This is a genomic window from Arthrobacter flavus, from assembly GCF_039526005.1.
Taxonomy (GTDB): domain Bacteria; phylum Actinomycetota; class Actinomycetes; order Actinomycetales; family Micrococcaceae; genus Arthrobacter_D; species Arthrobacter_D flavus.
The window spans coordinates 130837-147413 of the sequence record NZ_BAAAIJ010000051.1 but is presented as its reverse complement, the minus strand read 5'-3'; the positions used below and the strand labels follow the sequence as shown (position 1 = coordinate 147413).

Sequence of the window (16577 nt, the reverse complement as noted above, 5' to 3'; positions counted from 1 at the left end):
CTCGGCATTTCGAGACATACTGCGCACCTCCGACCAAACAGATTGCAGAGACTGCGTTTTGGACGTAGCGTCGCTCGGGCAGAGTGACTTCGATCATAAGGATGGCAATGAACTCCACGCCCACCCCTCCCGAGGAGGAACTGAAGAGGCTCTACCGGCTTCTGGTGACAGTGCGTCAACTGGATATTGCGGCCGTCCGCTGGCAGCGGCAAGGCATCATTCCCGGCTACGCACCCCTGCTGGGGCAGGAGGCGGCACAGGTAGGCAGCGGCTTCGCCGTCGACACTGCGCTGGACTTCGTTTTCCCCACCTACCGGGAGATGGGAGTGGCTCGGGCCATGAACATCGACATGGTGCAGTACATGGCCACCCACAAAGCCACCTGGCATGGCGGGCTCTATGACCCGGCCGCCACACATCTCGCACCCATCCAGGCGGTAGTCGCCGGATCGGTTCTTCACGCTGTCGGATGGGCCCACGGCCAGACCCTCGCCCGGCACGAGCGTCAGCCCGGCACCGGCAGCGGCGTGGCGCTGACCTACTTCGGCGACGGAGCCAGCTCCCAGGGCGATGTCCATGAGGCCATGAACTTCGCTGCGGTCATGAAGGCTCCCGTGGTGTTCTTCGTGCAGAACAACGGTTGGGCAATCTCCGTCCCCACGGCCGCACAGGTTGCCGGGGGCACCGTGGCAGCCCGCGCCGCCGGTTATGGGATGCCCTCCCTCGCCGTGGACGGCAATGACGTCGTCGCCGTCCTGGCAGCGACCCGCCAGGCGGTGGAGCATTGCCGCGCCGGGAACGGCCCCATGCTGATCGAAGCCACCACGTATCGCCTGGGCCCACACTCCACGAGCGATGACCCGGGCCGTTACCGCTCCCTCGCCGACGAGCAGGCAGCCCGCAGCCTCGATCCGGTACAGCGCTGCGCGGACCTGTTGCGGACCGCCTACGGAATGGAGAGCGACTACTTCGCCTCCGTCCTCGCCGACGCCGAGGCCGAAACCGAGCGGGTCCGGGAGGGTCTGGAAGCCCTCGAGCCGCGACCAGGATCCGACATGTTCACTTATGTCTTCCAGGAAAGCACGCCCGCCCTGCAGCAGCAGGAGAAAACATGGAGAGAGGAATCAGAGCATGTCTGAGCAGACAGCGGAGATCACGGCTCCGGTCACAGTCGATCCCGAGTCGCACCTCGACCACCTCTCCATGCAGCAGGCGCTGAATCGGGCGCTGGCAGAATCGCTGGACGAGAATCCCAAGACCCTCATCTTCGGGGAAGACGTGGGCCAGCTCGGCGGCGTGTTCCGAATTACCGACGGGCTGCAACAGCGGTTCGGTGCGGACCGGGTATTCGATACCCCCCTGGCCGAATCGGGAATCCTCGGCATGTCGGTCGGACTGGCGATGGCAGGTTTCCATCCCATCCCCGAGGTGCAATTCGACGGGTTCGCCTACCCCGCCGTGAACCAGATCGTATGCCAGATCGGACGGATGAATTACCGGAGCCGGGGCACTCTCCCCATGCCGATTACCCTAAGGGTTCCTTCTTTCGGCGGGATCCGTGCGCCCGAGCACCACGGCGAAAGCCTTGAGAGCCTCTTCGCCCACGTGCCTGGGCTGAAGGTGGTCTCGCCGTCGGACCCCCATCAGGCCTACCACCTGCTCAAGCATGCCGCGCAGCGCCCCGACCCGGTGATCTTCATGGAACCCAAGGCCCGCTACTGGCAAAAGGGACAGGTCAACACGGCCGACGGCGGCACACTTGAGGGCTCCCGCGTCGCCCGCAGCGGTCGGCACGTCACCCTGATCGCCTGGGGCGCGATGGTCTCACGCTGCCTTCAGGTCGCCGAGCTCGCGGCCGAGGACGGGATCGACGTTGAAGTCCTCGATCTGCGCTGGCTGAAGCCGATCGATGCTGCAGGCCTCGCAGCGTCAGTGCTGAAGACGAAGCGCGCCGTCGTCGTCCACGAAGCGCCGCGCACCAGCGGACTGGGCGCCGAAATAGCGGCATTGGTGACCGAGCAGTGCTTCAATGTTCTGAAGGCACCGGTGGAACGAGTGACAGGGTTTGATGTCCCGTATCCTTCCGGCGATCTGGAAGACGAGTACGTCCCGAACATCGACCGGATCCTGTTCGGCATTCAACGAGTATTGGAGCATCGCCGTGGCTGAACTGTCCTTTCCGCTACCCGACCTGGGTGAGGGCCTGATCGAGGCGACAGTCCTGGAATGGTTGGTCGCCGTGGGTGACACTGTCGAACGCAATCAGCCGCTGGTTGAGGTGGAAACCACCAAGTCTGCCGTGGAGTTACCCTCACCGCAGGCGGGAACAGTGGTTAGAGTTCATGGTGAGCCCGGAGAGGTGGTGAAAGTGGGGGACCCCCTGATTGTGTTTGAGGTCCCCGACAACACGGCCGGCATTGTGGGGACCGTGCCCGAGGAACGCGCCCCTAAACGGCGGGTGCGTCTGAGCCTCGGATCCGACGACGACTGACACGCCTAATCTGAGGGAGATCGATATGGGACGCCACCGGGACCACCTCGTGGAGGGCATTGACCCGCACCTGTTCGTTGAGGAGCACCGCCCTGCGCAGGAGTCCGGCACACGCCCCGTGCTGTTGCTGCACGGATTTGCGTCGTCGTCGAAGTTGAACTGGCATGATTCGGGGTGGGTCAGGGCGTTGACCGACGCCGGTCGTCGGGTGATCACCGTAGACCTGCCCGGCCACGGGAACAGCGCCTCCCCCGAGGAACGTGATGCGTATGCACCGAGCCGGATCCGCGCCGACCTGTTGCAGCTCCTACTGGACTACCAGGTGACTCCCCTCGACGAGGCCAAGCCCGCGAGCGGCGTGGACATCATCGGCTACTCGCTGGGATCAAGACTTGCCTGGGAGTTTGGCGCCACCCAGCCTGAACTGGTGCACCGGATGGTCCTCGGAGGGCCGGGCGTCACTGACCCCCTGGCTGATTTTGACCTCGCTGCCGCCCAGCAGCACCTGACCGACGGGACCCCGATCGACGACGCCTCGACTGCCGGCCTGTTACGGATGGCACGGTTGGTGCCATCGCACGACGTGTTCGCGCTCCTGACCATGGTGGAGGCGATCAAAGGTGAGCCGTTCAACGCTGCCGAGGCCGTGCCACACATGCCGTTGCTGCTCGTCGCCGGCGACAAGGACGACCGGGCCACCACCATGCCCGAGCTGGCCGCGTTGAGTCCGCGCGCGGAAACTGTATGGCTCCCCGGCCGGACGCACACCAATGCGGTGACCTCCAGGGCCTTCAAAACAGCTGCGATCGACTTCCTCAACGGTTAGCACCCAGCGCTGATCGCCGGATCAGTGCGGCGCGTCACTACTCGCGCCAAAGTACGATAGCGTGGCATAGTCAGCGGGCTTAGTAACAAGTGCTGATCTCTGTCAATCTCTCGTACGGTGAGGACCCCCGTGAACCAACTGCTAGCGCAGCGGTATCAGACCGCTGAGCTCCTCGGCACCGGGGGCGCGGCGGCGGTGTACCGTGCGGTAGATCAGAACCTGGGCCGCGACGTCGCAGTCAAGGTGTTCAATCCCAGCACCTCCGACGACGACGACTACCGCCGCCAGCACACCGAAACACTACTGCTCGCCACACTGAATCATCCGGGTCTGGTCACCCTCCACGATGCGGGGCTGCAGCAGGATGAGTCAGGCCGGACCACCAGCTTCCTCGTCATGGAGCTGGTCGATGGGCGTGACCTGAGGAAGCTGCTGAAGGCCGAACGTCTCGAACCTCTCCAGGTGGCCCAGCTCGGTGCGGACCTGGCCGACGCGCTGGCCTACGTCCACTCTCAGGGGGTCATCCATCGGGACGTCAAGCCTGCCAACATCCTGCTGTATCGTTCCGGCGAGCAGGACACCCGACTGTATTCGAAGTTGACCGACTTCGGCATTGCGCGGATGGTCGACGCCTCGATGGCTACCGCCACCGGGGCGACCATCGGCACCGCCAACTATCTCAGCCCCGAGCAGGCGCACGGCACGGCTGTCGACTACCAGTCCGACATCTATTCTCTCGGCCTGGTACTACTTGAATGCCTGACCGGCAAGAAGGCCTTTCCCGGCGCTGTCGTTGAGGCCGCCGTCGCCCGGCTCCTGCGGGACCCCGAGGTTCCCGACGACCTCGGACCCTTCTGGGCCCCACTCCTGACCAGCATGACGGCGCGCAGCCCCCAGCAGCGCCCGGATGCCCACGAGGTCGCCCTGGCCTTGCGTGAGTACGCCGCGGCCGACGACGACCTGCTGGTGGCGAGGCCCGCCGGGGCTGCACCGACGGATGAGTCTTCCAGCGAATCGCCGGGGGCGATCACCGGCGGGATCACCACTGGCAACGTCTACATTCCAGCGCCTCCGACCCAGGCCCCCACCCTGGGCTAGCTCTCCCGCTCCCCTGCCCGCGGGCGACCCGGACGACCCAGGTACTGGCGCCGCGCAGCGTGCCGCGCGGCGCGGCCCGCTCCGGGGCGCTCAGTACCTGGACCAGTGGTCCCAGTGACCTAGTTGGCCTCGTCCGAGGGTTCCTCGGGCTCAAAACTGGTGGCCTCTTCAGTAACTCCTGCCCCTACCCCGTCCTCGGACTCAGGAATAGTGCCGTCGGGGCCTTTCGACTTTTCGTCGGCGTTCGCGTTTTCGTGATCAGGCTGCTCAGTCATGGCGTTCCTTCTGGTTGCTGTTCAACTCGTCCTGTCATCCTAACGAGGTCCTGGCGGCGCTGACTCATCCGATGACCCAGGCTTCAGGCCTGGACGCAGATTCCCGCCCGAATATGGCAAGCTGATCAAATGATGAAGGCGGACCGCGTGCACCCCTGGATACGGCGAGTCGCCATTGAAGTGGGCGGGTGGACACTCGTGGTGCTCGGTATTGCCGGGTTGGTCCTCCCCGGCCCGGGGCTGCTGCTGCTCGCCTCCGGGCTGGCGGTGCTGTCCTTCCGTTATCCCTGGGCGGAACGGCTGTTGCACCCGGTGATGGCACGGGCCATGCAGGCGGCCGAGTTGGGCATGCTGACCTGGCCCCGCATTGTGCTCAGCGTGCTGGGCGCGCTGACGCTCATGACCACGGGAGTGATCTGGGGATTGCAACCCGATGTCCCCGGATGGTGGCCGCTGGAAGAACGGTGGTGGCTCCCCGGCGGCTGGGTCACCGGTGGCACCATGATCGGCTCAGGCATCGTCGCGCTCGGCCTGATCGTCTATAGTTACCGACGGTTCAGGCCCAGCCGGTCAGAACACTAGGCGCACGGCGCCGGGCAGGCCCGCCGGCTACTTCAGGAACTTCGAGGTACGCCGGTCGGCCAGGGGTTTCCCCCCGGTCTGGCAGGTGGGACAGTACTGGAGCGAGGAGTCGGCGAAGGAGACTTCGCGCACCGTGTCACCGCAGACCGGGCAGGCCTCGCCCGTGCGGGCGTGGACGCGCAGTGCCTGCCGTTTGGTGTCCTTGAGGTCCTTGGCGGGCCGCCCGGACGCCGCGTCAATCGCTGTCCTGAGCAGGTGGTGCATGGTGGCATGAAGGGTGGCGACGGCGTCGTCGTCGAGCTTGTTGGCCAGGGCAAACGGCGAGAGCCGTGCGGCGTGCAGGATTTCATCGCTGTAGGCGCTGCCAATCCCCGCGATCTTTGACTGATCCCGCAGCAGCCCTTTGATCTGGCCACCGTGGACGTGCACCAGCCCGGTGAACGTCTCCAGATCCAACTCCAGCGCGTCCGGTCCCAGCCGGGCAATTCCCGGAACCTCGTCAGGGCTCTCAACCACGTAGGCGGCCAGGGACTTGCGGGTCCCGGCCTCGGTCAGGTCGAACCCCGGCTCACGCCCGGGTCCGGGTTCGGTGCCGGGGTCCGCGAACCGGACCCGCAGCGCGATGAGCCCCTTGCCCGGCTTCAGACGTGCCGTGCTGAGACTGTCGGACCAGCGAAGCCATCCGGCACGGGCCAGATGCATCACCAAAAAGAGCCCGCCGATCTGAAGCACCAGAAACTTGCCGCGCCGGTCAACTGATTCAACCTGCAACCCGGCCAGGGACTGCACCGGAACCTTGGCAGTCTTCAGCACCGAGAAGGACGCTACCTCCAGTGAGGCGACGACGGCGGGCGGACCGTCCTCGGGGATGAGCTTCCGTCGAAGGAAGTCGACGAGTCCCTGCACCTCAGGCATCTCTGGCATGGACTTAGGTTAACACTGCTGTACAACGGGAGGGGCCGGAAACGGCGGGAAACGTCCCGCCGTTTCCGGCCCCTTTGATGCAGTGTGACCCGCTAGTGGTGTGACACGCCCAGTGGTGCGCCCTTGGTCTCCTTGACCAGGCTGACGCCGATGAAGGAGATGACGCACAGCACCATGATGTAGATCGCCACGGAACCGGACCATTCGTACGCCTCAAGGAGCGCCTGCGCCACTGTGGCAGCGAACGCTCCACCGAGGATTGCACCCAGGGCGTAGCCGATCGAGATGCCCGAGTACCGCACCTGGGCGGGGAACATCTCCGCATACATGGCCGACATGGGGCCGTAGGACAGGCCCAACCCGATGGTCAGGACGAACAGTGCCACCCCGTAGAGCACGATGTCGCCGGTGTCGATCATCAGGAACATCGGAATCATCCAGACGAAGACCCAGGCATAGCCGATCTGGAAGGTGCGGACTCTGCCGATCTTGTCGGAGAGCCAGCCGCCCACCATGGTGAAGATCAGCCAGCCGAAGGAGGCCAGCACTGTTGCCAGCAGCACCTGCTGGATGGGAAGTTCCAGACGGCCGGTGGCGTACGAGATAAAGAAGGCGATCAGGAGGTACCCGGCGGCGTTGTTACCAATGAAGATGGCAGCAGACAGCAGCACGTTCTTGGTGTGGTTCCTGAAGAGTTCCCGAAGTGGCGCCTTGCTTTCGGCCTTGCGCTGAGCCATCTCCTTGAACACTGGGCTCTCGGCGACCGAGCGGCGGATCAGGTATCCCACCACGATCAGGAGCACTGACAGCAGGAACGGAATCCGCCAGCCCCAGGCCAGGAACTCATCTTCGGTCAGCACCGTCCGCAGCAACAACAGGAGGCTGGTCGCGAGGATCATCCCGATGGGGACACCGATCTGCGGGTAGGCCCCGAAGAGTCCGCGCCGGTGGACCGGTGCGTGCTCCACGGCCATGAGGGCTGCACCGCCCCATTCACCGCCGGCGGAGAAGCCCTGGATGATGCGGAACAGGATCAGGAGGATGGGCGCCCAGATGCCGATCTGCGCGTAGGTCGGCAGGAGCCCGATCAGAGCGGTCGCCCCACCCATCAGCAGCAGCGTCATCACCAGCACGGCCTTGCGGCCAATCCGGTCACCGAGGTGACCGGCGACGATCGCGCCAAGCGGGCGGAAGAGGAAGCTGATGCCGATCAGGGCGAAGGACAGGATCTGGGCGAGGCCCGGGTTCGAATCAGACAGGGGTGTCAGGAAGAGACCGGCGAGCACTGTTGCGGTCAGCTGGGCGAAAATGAAAAAGTCGTACCACTCGATGGTGGTTCCGACCAGGGTCCCCGCCAGAACCTTGCGTTCCTCGCGGGTCACGCGTTGTTTGGGCTGGCCAACGCTGGTTGAAGAAGACGTCATTGTGTACTCCAGAATGGGACGGACTAATTACTGACAGAACGTTCGGTTTGTGACGCTGATCATACTACCCCGGGAAAGCCAAATAAAGGCTCCCCTGCGCCGACTTTCCGGAAGACCCGCCGGAATGCGTCGGTGCTGCTAGTCCGTCCGAGCCAGGAACTCGCGCACCCGCGCCTGAACGGGGGTGGTGTCGTAGCTTTTGACCAGCGCCCCGGCCATCCGAACCGGGTCGCCGAAAAAAAAGTACTCGTAGAGAGCCTGCCGCCCCGAGAAACCGGAAATTGACGCGTCGTGTGCCAGTTTGAATAGCTGCACCCGTTCAGGCCCGGTGAGCGTTTTGGTCTGGAGATACCGTTCGATATCCGGCAGCGCCGCACTGGCCAGATCGGCCTCCCCCGGGAGCGCCATCAGGCCACTGGCTGACAGTTTGCGGATAATCTGGGGAAAGCGTTGGGCCACCTTCGGATACCAGTTGCGTGCCGCGTTCAGTGTCGCCCACCTCGGCAGCATGACGCCGTCGTCGTTCAGTGTGGCATCGACTTCGGACGCCCGCATCAGGGCTTTGCCGATTTCGACCGTCTGGATGAGTTCGGCGAGATCCTCCTGGATATGCTGAAATCCGCCGATGCCGATGGCCTCCGATAACTCCGCTGCCAGGCCGAGGAAGAACTCGCTCTTGGCTAGGGTCCGCGTGACCACCTGGTGGGTCATCAGCGCCCCGGCGCCGGTTTCGGAGTAGAAGCCGTTGCAGAGCTCGGGGTGCCCGAGCATGAAGATGCGCTCGTTCGGCACAAACACGTTATCGAAGACGACGACGGCATCCATTTCCTCGAACCGCGAGGCCAGCGGCTCGTCGTGGATCGACCCCCCATTGTGGAGGGAGGTGCGGCACAGGTACCTCAGGCCCTCGGTATCGTTGGGGAGCGCGAACGCGAAGGAATACGGCGCATCCTCGGGGGTTCCGCGCAACAGGGTGGACGGAAAGACGAGCAGTTCATCGGCGATGGGGGCGTTGGTGGCCAGCATGCGGGCACCGTTGATGATGATTCCGTCGTCGCGCTCCTCGGTGATGCGGGCCGACAGCTGACCGCCCAGCTGATCCGATCCCGACACCGACCGATTGACCTGCGGAGGAATCAGCGTGTGGGTGGTGAGGAGATCATTCTCCCGGCAAAACTCGTAATACCGGCGAATGTTCTCTCCGAACAGGGGATCCGCCTGGGCAAACCACTGTTCGGCAGCGCTCAGCGCGGTCAGGCACCCATTCATGTAATCCCCGGTGCGGCCCAAAAAGCCCTGCGAGTACTCGGCCCAACAGGTCGTCGCCGCACGACGACGCTCAAGGTCCGCGACAGTGCGCGGCACGAGGAAGGAGGCGTTGACCCGGTCACCGCTCGACGGCGACGGGTACGTCAGCCGATCCGCATACTCGGGATCGTGCTGCAGATCGAATAGCCGGGCGTAGGAGCGCGCCACATTCCTGAATGCCGGATGATCGGCGATGTTCTCGCTGACCACCTGACCGTCGATGACCACGTGCGGTCGCATGGAATTGAGTTTTTCCAGGTACTGCGTGCCGGATCGGATGCCCATTGTTCTTCAGTCCTTGAGGAAGTTGTGCGGTTCAGGTGCCAGGGTGGTGGTGGGCCCGGTCAGAGCAGGTCTTCCATCCCCAGTTGATCTTCCGGGATGGTGGTGAAGCTACTGTTGGCGTACGCCAGTGCATCACCCTTGCGGTAGTTGAAATCCTGGACCTCGCCGAGGTACAGGGTGTGGTCGCCGCCGTCGTACGCCGCCCACGGGGTGCACTCGAAGTAGGCCAGAACGTTTCCCAGACGTGGCGCGCTTACCCCCTCGACCCACAGCGGCTCGTCAACAGGTCGACCAGCGAAGTGCATGGCCAGTTGGCGCTGTTCGGCACCAAGGATATTGACGGTGAACGGCCTGCCAGCCAACTCGTCGTGGGCTGTGGTGCTGCGAGCGATGCTCACCAGCACCAGCGGCGGATCCATGGACACCGAGGTAAACGAATTGACGGTGATCCCGTGGCGCTTGGTGGTTCCGTCGAAGGTGACAATCGCAACGCCGGTAGCGAACCGGCCCAGGCTTCCCCTGAAATGGTGGGACCGCGGTACGTTCAGGGAGCGCCGGCGTGCGGGTGTGCCGCCGCTGGCTGCACCCCCGTGATGCGGTGAACCGGTCATGGTCAAACTCCCTTGACGTGCCGTACTAGCGTTAATGACAGCCTAGCTGTTCTATAGTTGAACAATTCATTCTGATAGTGAAATATTGTCGGAAGTGATGAAGACAACAGCCGCCCACCCGAGAGGACCCGATGGACAGCGTGCAGGCTAGCCCCAGGGTGGCACCGTCCTCACATTCCCAGACCCTTTCACGGGGCATCCGTGCCCTGGAGATCCTGGCCGAAGCGCGCACCCCCTTGTCGATCGCTGAGCTCTCCACGCAACTCGGTGTGCACCGCTCCATCGCCTACCGCATCCTTCGAACCCTTGAAGACCATTCGCTGGTGGTCAGAGATGCTGCGGGTCGAGTCCAGGCTGGCCCCGGCCTCGCGGCGCTGGCTCGCGGCGTCGCGGGCGATCTGCAGTCAGCGGCACTGCCGGAACTGACCCAGCTGGCCAACACGCTCGGCATGACCGCCTTCGTTGCCGTCCTGAACCAACAGGACTGCGTCACGCTGGTCACGGTGGAGCCCCGGCACACCGGTGCCACCGTTGCCCAGCGCCCTGGCACCCGCCACTCGGTGAGCGCCGGAGCGCCGGGAATTGCCATCCAGTCGGCACTGACCGAACAGGACTGGGAACGTTTCGCTCCTGGCCAGCAGTACCGGGAGGCTGCCCGCACCGCGCAGCGCACCGGCTTCGCAGTGAGCCACGATGAGGTGATCGAGGGCGTTTCCTCGGTGGCAGTACCGGTCCGCATCCCCGGCCAGCTACCGGCAGCAGTGGCAGTGGTCTACATCCGAAGCCAGCACACTCCGGCGGAGCTTGGTGCTCATCTCGCGGACTGCGCGCGGACCATCGAACAACAGTTGCGCTAGGGCCGCCCCCACCCCGGATCGAGTCAACAGATATAACAGGTTCGCGCCCGAAAACCCGTCATATCTGTTGACTCGATGAGGAGTGTTGGGTGCGGGCTAGTCGGATTGGTGCTGACGCGGCACCGCTAGCGAAACGAATCCCAGCACCAGCAGCGCACCGGCGGCGGCTACCGGCACCACGAAAGCGGCACTGAAGCCGTTCGCTTCCGCCAGGGTCCCCGCCACCGCGGCCCCGATCGCCGTCCCAGCGACGATTCCGCTGGCCAGCAGGGTCATGACCGTTCCCATCAGCTCCTTCGGGGCCACCAGGGAGCCGATGCTGAAAATGGTGACCATCGTGGGTCCCACCGGAATGCCCAGCACGAACAGCACCAGCAGCATCAGCGGGACCTCCTGCGGAATGAAGAGGAACAGGCTGAGCAGGCTCATGCCGCCCGCTGAGATGATCCAGCGAAACGACGCCGATAATCTGGCTGGCCAGTAGGCCACCGACAGCGCCGCGGCCGCTGAGCTCAGACCCATTACGGCGTACAGCAGCCCCGCTGACGTCGCAGCCCCGAACTCGCCGGCGAACGCGATCAGGGCGGTCTGCGTTGAGCCGAAGAAGGTACCCATTGCAACCATGCCGAGCACCGGGAGCGGAACCAACAACCAGAACCGTCGGCTGCCGGGCTCCCGCCGGTGGACGATGGGCTCCCCCTCCCGGGCAGGGTGAGGACGACGACTGAGCGGCACCACGGCCTGGACCGTGGGGTGAACCGCGAACGCGCTCACCATGATCACGGTCAGGACGGCGGCGAGGGTCAGCGGCAGCCAGGGAGCAATCACACTCGCCAACAGGCCCACAAGTGCTGGCCCGAGGACGAAGGTCAGTTCATCGGCGGTGCTCTCATACGACAGCGCCGTGTCCAGATCGCCCCGTTGGGTTCCGCGAGTCAGGGCGATCCACCGCACCCGGGCCAGTGGCCCGATCTGCGGGCAGGTCAGTCCCATGCCGAAAGCCGCCCCGAGAATCAGTGCGGTGGAGGTCGCCGTGAAGTCAGGCACCGTATAACTGGCGGTGACCACCAGGGCAATGGCAATAGTGTTCAGGATGGCCGAGATCAGCAGCACGGGCCGTTGCCCGGTGCGGTCGGCAAGGTACCCGAGAAGAGGTGCGCCCAGCGCCGAGCCGACGCCGACTGCACCGGCGGCGAACCCTCCGGTTGCTACTGAGCCACTGACCGCGGTGACCAGGGTCAGGGCCCCGACGGTCAACATGGCCAGGGGTAGCCGGGCGAAGAAGCCGATGGTGAGGAAGGAGGGGCCAGCGAGGGCCGGGAGCCGGCCGTAGCGTCCCAACCGGCTAGCGGGTACTGCGGGGAGTGTCATGGTGTGGGTCTTTCCGGATACAGCTGATTGCGCATCGTCCCCCCTCCCGATGCGCCCAACCCGGTGACAATCCCCAATTTACACCGTCTGCAGCCCATCCGTCTGACGCGGGCCGGCGGGCTGGTCCTCGCCAGGTAGTTGATCAACAGGTAGTTGATCAATAATGCGCAGGGTTGATCCGTTTCGTTCCTTGACCACCTGGAGCTGGGCAGTGATGCGCTGCTTGAGTTCGGCAACGTGGCTGACCAGCCCCACCATGCGGCCGCCGTCCCGCAGGCCTTCCAGAGCGTCCATGACCTGTTCCAGGGATTGGTCATCGAGACTGCCGAAGCCCTCATCAACGAAGAGTGTCTCGATCTCGATCCCCCCTGACTCGGCCTGCACGACGTCGGCCAGGCCGAGGGCGAGCGCCAGGGCTGCCATGAAGGATTCGCCCCCCGAGAGGGTTGCCGTGTCTCTGGTGTTTCCGGTCCAGCCGTCAATGACGTTCAGTCCCAGGCCGGACTTTTTGTTGCCCGACAGCGCGTCGCTGTGCACGAGGGCATAGCGGCCATCTGACATGGCCAGCAGCCGTTCGGTCGCTGCCTCCGCTACCTGCTCCAGGCGGGCAGCCAGCACATAGGTGCCAAGACTCATCTTGTACGAGTTGTCTCCGCCCCCGGCCGCGGTGTCGGCCAACGATTTCACGAGTTCATACTCGCTCCGCAGCGGCAGCACCAGCTGCTCCTGGCGGCCGACGTCGGCCGCGTAGCGTTCCAGCTGTGCCGCTGACTCCTCGATCATCCGACGCCTGAGCTCGCTTTTCGCCGCCCGTGCAGCCGACTCATCCTCGGCAGCCGCGGCTGCGTCAAGCACATCCCTGGTCACTGCTGGCAGACCGGTCGCCTCGTCCTGGAGCGCCCCGGCAAGCTCCGGCAGGTCCTGATCAGCTTCGAGCCGGTGCGTGGTGCGCTGATAGCCACCGAGAAATTCCTCGGCGCGGCGCAACTCAGCCGACGGTAGTAGGGCTGCACGCACCTCATCCGGGTCCTCGAATGACGAGTTCGCCAGTTCCTCGACGAGCGAGCCGAACGCCTGGGTGTGGCCGTCGCGGGCGCGGATCAGGCTGTGTAGGGCGTCCCGGCAGGCGATGACAGCTGCGTGCCCCGCTGACAGCTGGGCAATCCGTTCGGCCAGGGTGTCATACCCGTCGCGGAGCGTGACCAGCCGCTCTGCCACTTCCCCTCGCTGTTCCTGCAGCCCTGTCATCAGTGACCCCAGTTCAGCGAGGGACGTCGCTAACTCGTGGTAGGTGGCAGTGAGGTTTTCTTCCCGTTCGGTCAACTCGGCCAACCGGACCGTGACGCGCTCCAGCGCCTCTCGCGCTGCGACTGCTGCCGCCAAGAGGTCAGTGTCCCGCGCCAGGTCCACCCGGACAACTGTGACATCCCGGTCACCACCCTGCGCCTCCAATCTGGCGGCGTCCAGGACTGCCTCGTCCCGCACTCGTCGGATCCGGTCCAACTCCTGCTCAGCGGCGTCCTGCGTCCGGTGTGCAGCCTCCTCCTGGTCGTGGGTGACCAGGGTGTCCAGCTCGGCCGAGGCCGGCCGGGGATGCGACCGGCTGCCACAGACCGGGCATTCACTGTCCTCGGTGAGGCGGTCAGCCAACTCGGCGGCAGCCTGCTCCAGGCGTTGCCGGAGGGTATCCAGCCAGAGACCCTTGAGTTCAAGGAAGTGTCGTTCGGCGGCCGTGTACTTCTCCTCCTCGCTCAGGACCCTCTCACGCGCGGTCTCGAGAGCCGCGATCGTGGTCAGGAGCCGCTTGCCCTCCGCCACCCGCTCCCCCAGGGTTGATTCCTGATTGACCTGCCGTTCAAGCTCACTACGCTCGGCGCGGGCTTCGGCGGCCCCAGCACGGACCGCCGTCTGGGCGCCCGAACAGTCCGCCAGGGCTGCCTCCATCCGTTCCTGCTCGGCCGCCGCTTCGGCGAGCCGGTGCTCCAGTGACTGCAGACGCTGTTCCTCCGGGAGCGCCGAGCGCAGTGCACCGAGATCTGCGGTGGTGCTGGTGCAGGCAGCATCGAGCACGCCGATCGTTGCGTCCAGGCTGCCCCCGGCGCCGTCGACGTCGGCCGCGTTGTCGGCAGCGTCGTCGGCAGCAGCGTTGATTTCGGTAATGACAGCGTCTGGATTGAGGCCGGACACCAGGGATCCGGCCACCTCGGATTCGGCGATCCGGAGCGTTGCGGCCTCCGCCCCTGCGGTGGCGTCGCTGAGCGTCCGCGTTGCCTGATCCAGAGCGCGAAGGCCACCCTCAAGGATGCGGGCCATCCGGTCACGTTCAACTGCAGCCTGGAACGCTGCAGCATCCTCACGCTGGGCGAGATGCGCCGCCTGGGCCGCCCTGAACTTCGCCAGTGCACCCTGGCGCCCATGGAGGGCCGACGTCTCCTGGCGGGCCTGCCGAAGTGCAGCGAGTTCAAGCGAGTCCCTGGCCGAGGTCTGTGTTGCAGCCTCCAGTGCACCGGCGAGACGCAGCTGCAAACCGCTGATGGTCTCCGGCCCGGCTTCCTGGGTTTCCGGGGCAGCGTCGGATCCTGGCTCGGAATTGGCGGCCGGGTCCGAGTCTCCCTCCGGGAGACCATGACGCTCCACCTCGTCCAGGGCCCGACGGAAGATGTGGGTCAACCCGGCTTCGGCGTCGGCGACCCGGCCGCCGAGTGCCCTGGCTCGTTCAGCGAGGACCTGCTCCACCTGTTCGAAACGGTCGGTGGAGAAGAGCCGCTGCAGCAGTTCCCGGCGGGGTTTTGCATCGGAGCGAAGGAATGCGGCGAACTCGCCCTGTGGCAGCATCACGACCCGGGTGAACTGCTCGCGATCCATGCCGAGCAGGGCCTGGATCTCGGCGCCAGCTTCATCGTTTCGTGCGGATTTCTGGACCCATGCGCCGTCGATCTGTTCCCTCAGCAGGGTGCGGGCAGGCTCGGAGGTGGTCCCCTTGCCCCGCTTGGCCGGGCGATTCCATTGCGGGTTGCGGATCACTTCCAACCGGCGTCCGCCCACACTGAACTCGCAGGTCACCTCAGGGGCCAACGACTCCGGTGCGTGGTCGCTGCGGAGCCGCTTCGCCCCCTGTCGGGCGCCGGGCACCGAACCATAGAGGGCATAGCAAATCGCGTCGAGTACGCTCGATTTTCCGGCACCCGTGGGACCGTTCAGGAGGAACAGACCGTGGGCGCCCAATCTGTCGAAGTCAACCTGCTGGCGTGCAGCGAAGGGGCCGAATGCCTGAAGCTCAAGGCGATGGATCCTCACCGTTCGACCTGTGCCGAGCGGACTGCCTCAAGCGCGGTGGTGATGACAGTGCGTTCGCCCTCGTTCGCTGCACGGGAGCGGACGTGGTCAAAGAAGCCACAGCACACCTCCACATCATCAGTGGCCGTGGCGATGCGCTGGCTGTAGGTCTGCGCTGCACGCTGCCGGTCCCCTGCCGGTTCGAAATTCAATACCAGGGTGGTGGGGAAGCGGCTCCGCAACCGCTCCATAGCCTGGGCGGGTCGGTCAGCATCGGTGAGGGTGATGTGGCAATAGGCGTGCTCGGCCCAGTCGTGGCGCGGGTCCACCAGCAGGTCCTCGAGTTCCCCAGTCAATACCGCCAGCTCGCGGTGCCCGGGCCAGTTGATTGCGCTGACCTCGCCCAGCCCGTCGGCGCTGATGTCCAGCAACCAGGCACCCTTGGCCTGGTTGGCTTCCGAGAACGAATAGGGCAGGGGCGAACCGGAGTACCGCACGTTGGGTGCCAATTGCTGCTGGCCATGAAGGTGTCCCAGGGCTGCGTAGTCGAAGGACTCAAAGAGATCGAGGGGCACGGCACCAACCCCTCCCACGCTGAGATCGCGTTCGCTGGCCGAGGTGATACCGCCGCTGGCGAAGGTGTGGGCCATGACCAGGGACCGCACCGTCCCTGCCATCCGGCGATGCGCCAGGTCGGATTGGACCCGCTCCAGGGCTGCCCTGGTGACGCTGGTATGTGTTGGGGCCTCGGCTCCGAGCGCGCCTGCGACCAGCCGCGGCTCAAGGTAGGGCAGGCCATAGACGGCCAGCTCGGCGCCGTCGTCGTCAAGAGGAAAAAGGACCGGCCGCGCAATATCCTCAAGCCGGGTGCGTAGGTGCACGCCGCCGCGTTCCAGGATGCGACCGCCGAATCCCAATCTGGTGGCGGAGTCGTGGTTGCCACTGGAAACCACGACCTGCGCTCCGGCCCCGGTGAGACGATCCAGGGCGTCGTCGAAGAGGCCGACGACGTCCACGCCGGGCAGTGCACGGTCGTAGACGTCGCCAGCGATCAGCACTACATCGACTTCATGCTCGCGAACCGATTTCTCGAGGTGATCGATGAAAATCCGTTGCGCCTGAAGGGTACCCACACCGTGGAACGACCGTCCCAGGTGCCAATCGGATGTGTGCAGGAGCCTCATGATTCCAAGCTACCGGCCCCCACTGACATTCCTGGGGAGGGTTCCCGGCGGTGCGGACTTTGGCC

General features: G+C 65.1%; 15 protein-coding genes. 7 read left to right on the top strand and 8 right to left on the bottom strand.

Translation table 11 applies throughout. The features are described 5' to 3' along the window. Positions 1–107: 107 nt before the first annotated feature. The 5 genes from ABD059_RS13425 to ABD059_RS13405 all read left to right on the top strand — a co-directional run bounded on the left by ABD059_RS13425 (position 108) and on the right by ABD059_RS13405 (position 4415). A complete protein-coding gene (locus tag ABD059_RS13425; protein ID WP_343880852.1) occupies positions 108–1139 on the top strand; it encodes a thiamine pyrophosphate-dependent enzyme in 1032 nt (343 codons plus the stop codon). Positions 1140–1203: 64 nt separating this feature from the next. Next, positions 1204–2169, top strand: coding sequence for an alpha-ketoacid dehydrogenase subunit beta (locus tag ABD059_RS13420; RefSeq protein WP_343881085.1), 966 nt, complete (start codon positions 1204–1206; stop codon positions 2167–2169). After that, positions 2162–2491, top strand: a complete 330-nt coding sequence (locus ABD059_RS13415; RefSeq protein WP_343880850.1) for a biotin/lipoyl-containing protein — start codon at positions 2162–2164, stop codon at positions 2489–2491. The genes ABD059_RS13420 and ABD059_RS13415 overlap by 8 nt, the downstream gene beginning before the upstream one ends. A gap of 25 nt (positions 2492–2516) precedes the next feature. Then, entirely contained in the window at positions 2517–3317 is an 801-nt protein-coding gene (locus tag ABD059_RS13410) for an alpha/beta fold hydrolase (RefSeq protein ID WP_343880848.1), read from the top strand. A gap of 129 nt (positions 3318–3446) precedes the next feature. Beyond that, positions 3447–4415: a serine/threonine-protein kinase gene (locus tag ABD059_RS13405; RefSeq protein ID WP_343880846.1), complete on the top strand. Its 969-nt coding sequence runs from the start codon at positions 3447–3449 to the stop codon at positions 4413–4415. Between the two features lie 119 nt (positions 4416–4534). Here the strand turns inward: ABD059_RS13405 and ABD059_RS13400 are convergent, their stop codons facing one another. Then, complete coding sequence (locus tag ABD059_RS13400; RefSeq protein ID WP_343880844.1) at positions 4535–4690, bottom strand: hypothetical protein; 156 nt, start codon at positions 4688–4690, stop codon at positions 4535–4537. Positions 4691–4819: 129 nt separating this feature from the next. Between ABD059_RS13400 and ABD059_RS13395 the strand changes: the two genes are divergently transcribed. Further along, positions 4820–5272, top strand: a complete 453-nt coding sequence (locus ABD059_RS13395; RefSeq protein WP_343880842.1) for a PGPGW domain-containing protein — start codon at positions 4820–4822, stop codon at positions 5270–5272. Positions 5273–5299: 27 nt separating this feature from the next. Here ABD059_RS13395 and ABD059_RS13390 read toward each other — a convergent pair whose 3' ends face one another. From ABD059_RS13390 to ABD059_RS13375, 4 genes are all read right to left on the bottom strand, one after another. Beyond that, entirely contained in the window at positions 5300–6196 is an 897-nt protein-coding gene (locus tag ABD059_RS13390) for a DNA-formamidopyrimidine glycosylase family protein (RefSeq protein WP_343880840.1), read from the bottom strand. Positions 6197–6288: 92 nt separating this feature from the next. Beyond that, the gene (locus ABD059_RS13385) at positions 6289–7620 is read right to left on the bottom strand and encodes an MFS transporter (RefSeq protein ID WP_343880837.1); all 1332 of its coding nucleotides are present in this window, start codon (positions 7618–7620) and stop codon (positions 6289–6291) included. 138 nt (positions 7621–7758) lie between these two features. Next, on the bottom strand, positions 7759–9213 hold the full coding sequence (gene hpaB / locus ABD059_RS13380) for a 4-hydroxyphenylacetate 3-monooxygenase, oxygenase component (protein ID WP_343880835.1): 1455 nt from the start codon (positions 9211–9213) through the stop codon (positions 7759–7761). 59 nt (positions 9214–9272) lie between these two features. Continuing rightward, complete coding sequence (locus ABD059_RS13375; protein WP_343880833.1) at positions 9273–9824, bottom strand: flavin reductase family protein; 552 nt, start codon at positions 9822–9824, stop codon at positions 9273–9275. A 131-nt stretch (positions 9825–9955) separates the two neighbouring features. Here ABD059_RS13375 and ABD059_RS13370 point away from each other — a divergent pair, with 131 nt between their 5' ends. Continuing rightward, positions 9956–10681 (top strand): IclR family transcriptional regulator, encoded by a 726-nt coding sequence (locus ABD059_RS13370; protein WP_343880831.1) that lies wholly within the window; start codon positions 9956–9958, stop codon positions 10679–10681. A gap of 96 nt (positions 10682–10777) precedes the next feature. Here ABD059_RS13370 and ABD059_RS13365 read toward each other — a convergent pair whose 3' ends face one another. From ABD059_RS13365 to ABD059_RS13355, 3 genes are all read right to left on the bottom strand, one after another. Then, positions 10778–12052: an MFS transporter gene (locus ABD059_RS13365; protein WP_343880829.1), complete on the bottom strand. Its 1275-nt coding sequence runs from the start codon at positions 12050–12052 to the stop codon at positions 10778–10780. Positions 12053–12130: 78 nt separating this feature from the next. Beyond that, positions 12131–15349, bottom strand: coding sequence for an AAA family ATPase (locus ABD059_RS13360; protein WP_343880827.1), 3219 nt, complete (start codon positions 15347–15349; stop codon positions 12131–12133). After that, positions 15346–16512 carry an exonuclease SbcCD subunit D gene (locus ABD059_RS13355; RefSeq protein WP_343880826.1) on the bottom strand — a complete coding sequence of 389 codons (1167 nt, stop codon included), beginning with the start codon at positions 16510–16512 and terminating at the stop codon, positions 15346–15348. The genes ABD059_RS13360 and ABD059_RS13355 overlap by 4 nt, the downstream gene beginning before the upstream one ends. Between the last annotated feature and the right edge of the window lie 65 nt (positions 16513–16577).

Coding starts and splice junctions, on each gene's coding strand:
- ABD059_RS13425 (WP_343880852.1), top strand. CDS start 108: ATGAACTCCACGCCCACCCCTCCCGAGGAGGAACTGAAGAGGCTCTAC.
- ABD059_RS13420 (WP_343881085.1), top strand. CDS start 1,204: ATGCAGCAGGCGCTGAATCGGGCGCTGGCAGAATCGCTGGACGAGAAT.
- ABD059_RS13410 (WP_343880848.1), top strand. CDS start 2,517: ATGGGACGCCACCGGGACCACCTCGTGGAGGGCATTGACCCGCACCTG.
- ABD059_RS13400 (WP_343880844.1), bottom strand. CDS start 4,690: ATGACTGAGCAGCCTGATCACGAAAACGCGAACGCCGACGAAAAGTCG.
- ABD059_RS13395 (WP_343880842.1), top strand. CDS start 4,820: ATGATGAAGGCGGACCGCGTGCACCCCTGGATACGGCGAGTCGCCATT.
- ABD059_RS13390 (WP_343880840.1), bottom strand. CDS start 6,196: ATGCCAGAGATGCCTGAGGTGCAGGGACTCGTCGACTTCCTTCGACGG.
- ABD059_RS13385 (WP_343880837.1), bottom strand. CDS start 7,620: ATGACGTCTTCTTCAACCAGCGTTGGCCAGCCCAAACAACGCGTGACC.
- hpaB (WP_343880835.1), bottom strand. CDS start 9,213: ATGGGCATCCGATCCGGCACGCAGTACCTGGAAAAACTCAATTCCATG.
- ABD059_RS13375 (WP_343880833.1), bottom strand. CDS start 9,824: ATGACCGGTTCACCGCATCACGGGGGTGCAGCCAGCGGCGGCACACCC.
- ABD059_RS13370 (WP_343880831.1), top strand. CDS start 9,956: ATGGACAGCGTGCAGGCTAGCCCCAGGGTGGCACCGTCCTCACATTCC.
- ABD059_RS13365 (WP_343880829.1), bottom strand. CDS start 12,052: ATGACACTCCCCGCAGTACCCGCTAGCCGGTTGGGACGCTACGGCCGG.
- ABD059_RS13355 (WP_343880826.1), bottom strand. CDS start 16,512: ATGAGGCTCCTGCACACATCCGATTGGCACCTGGGACGGTCGTTCCAC.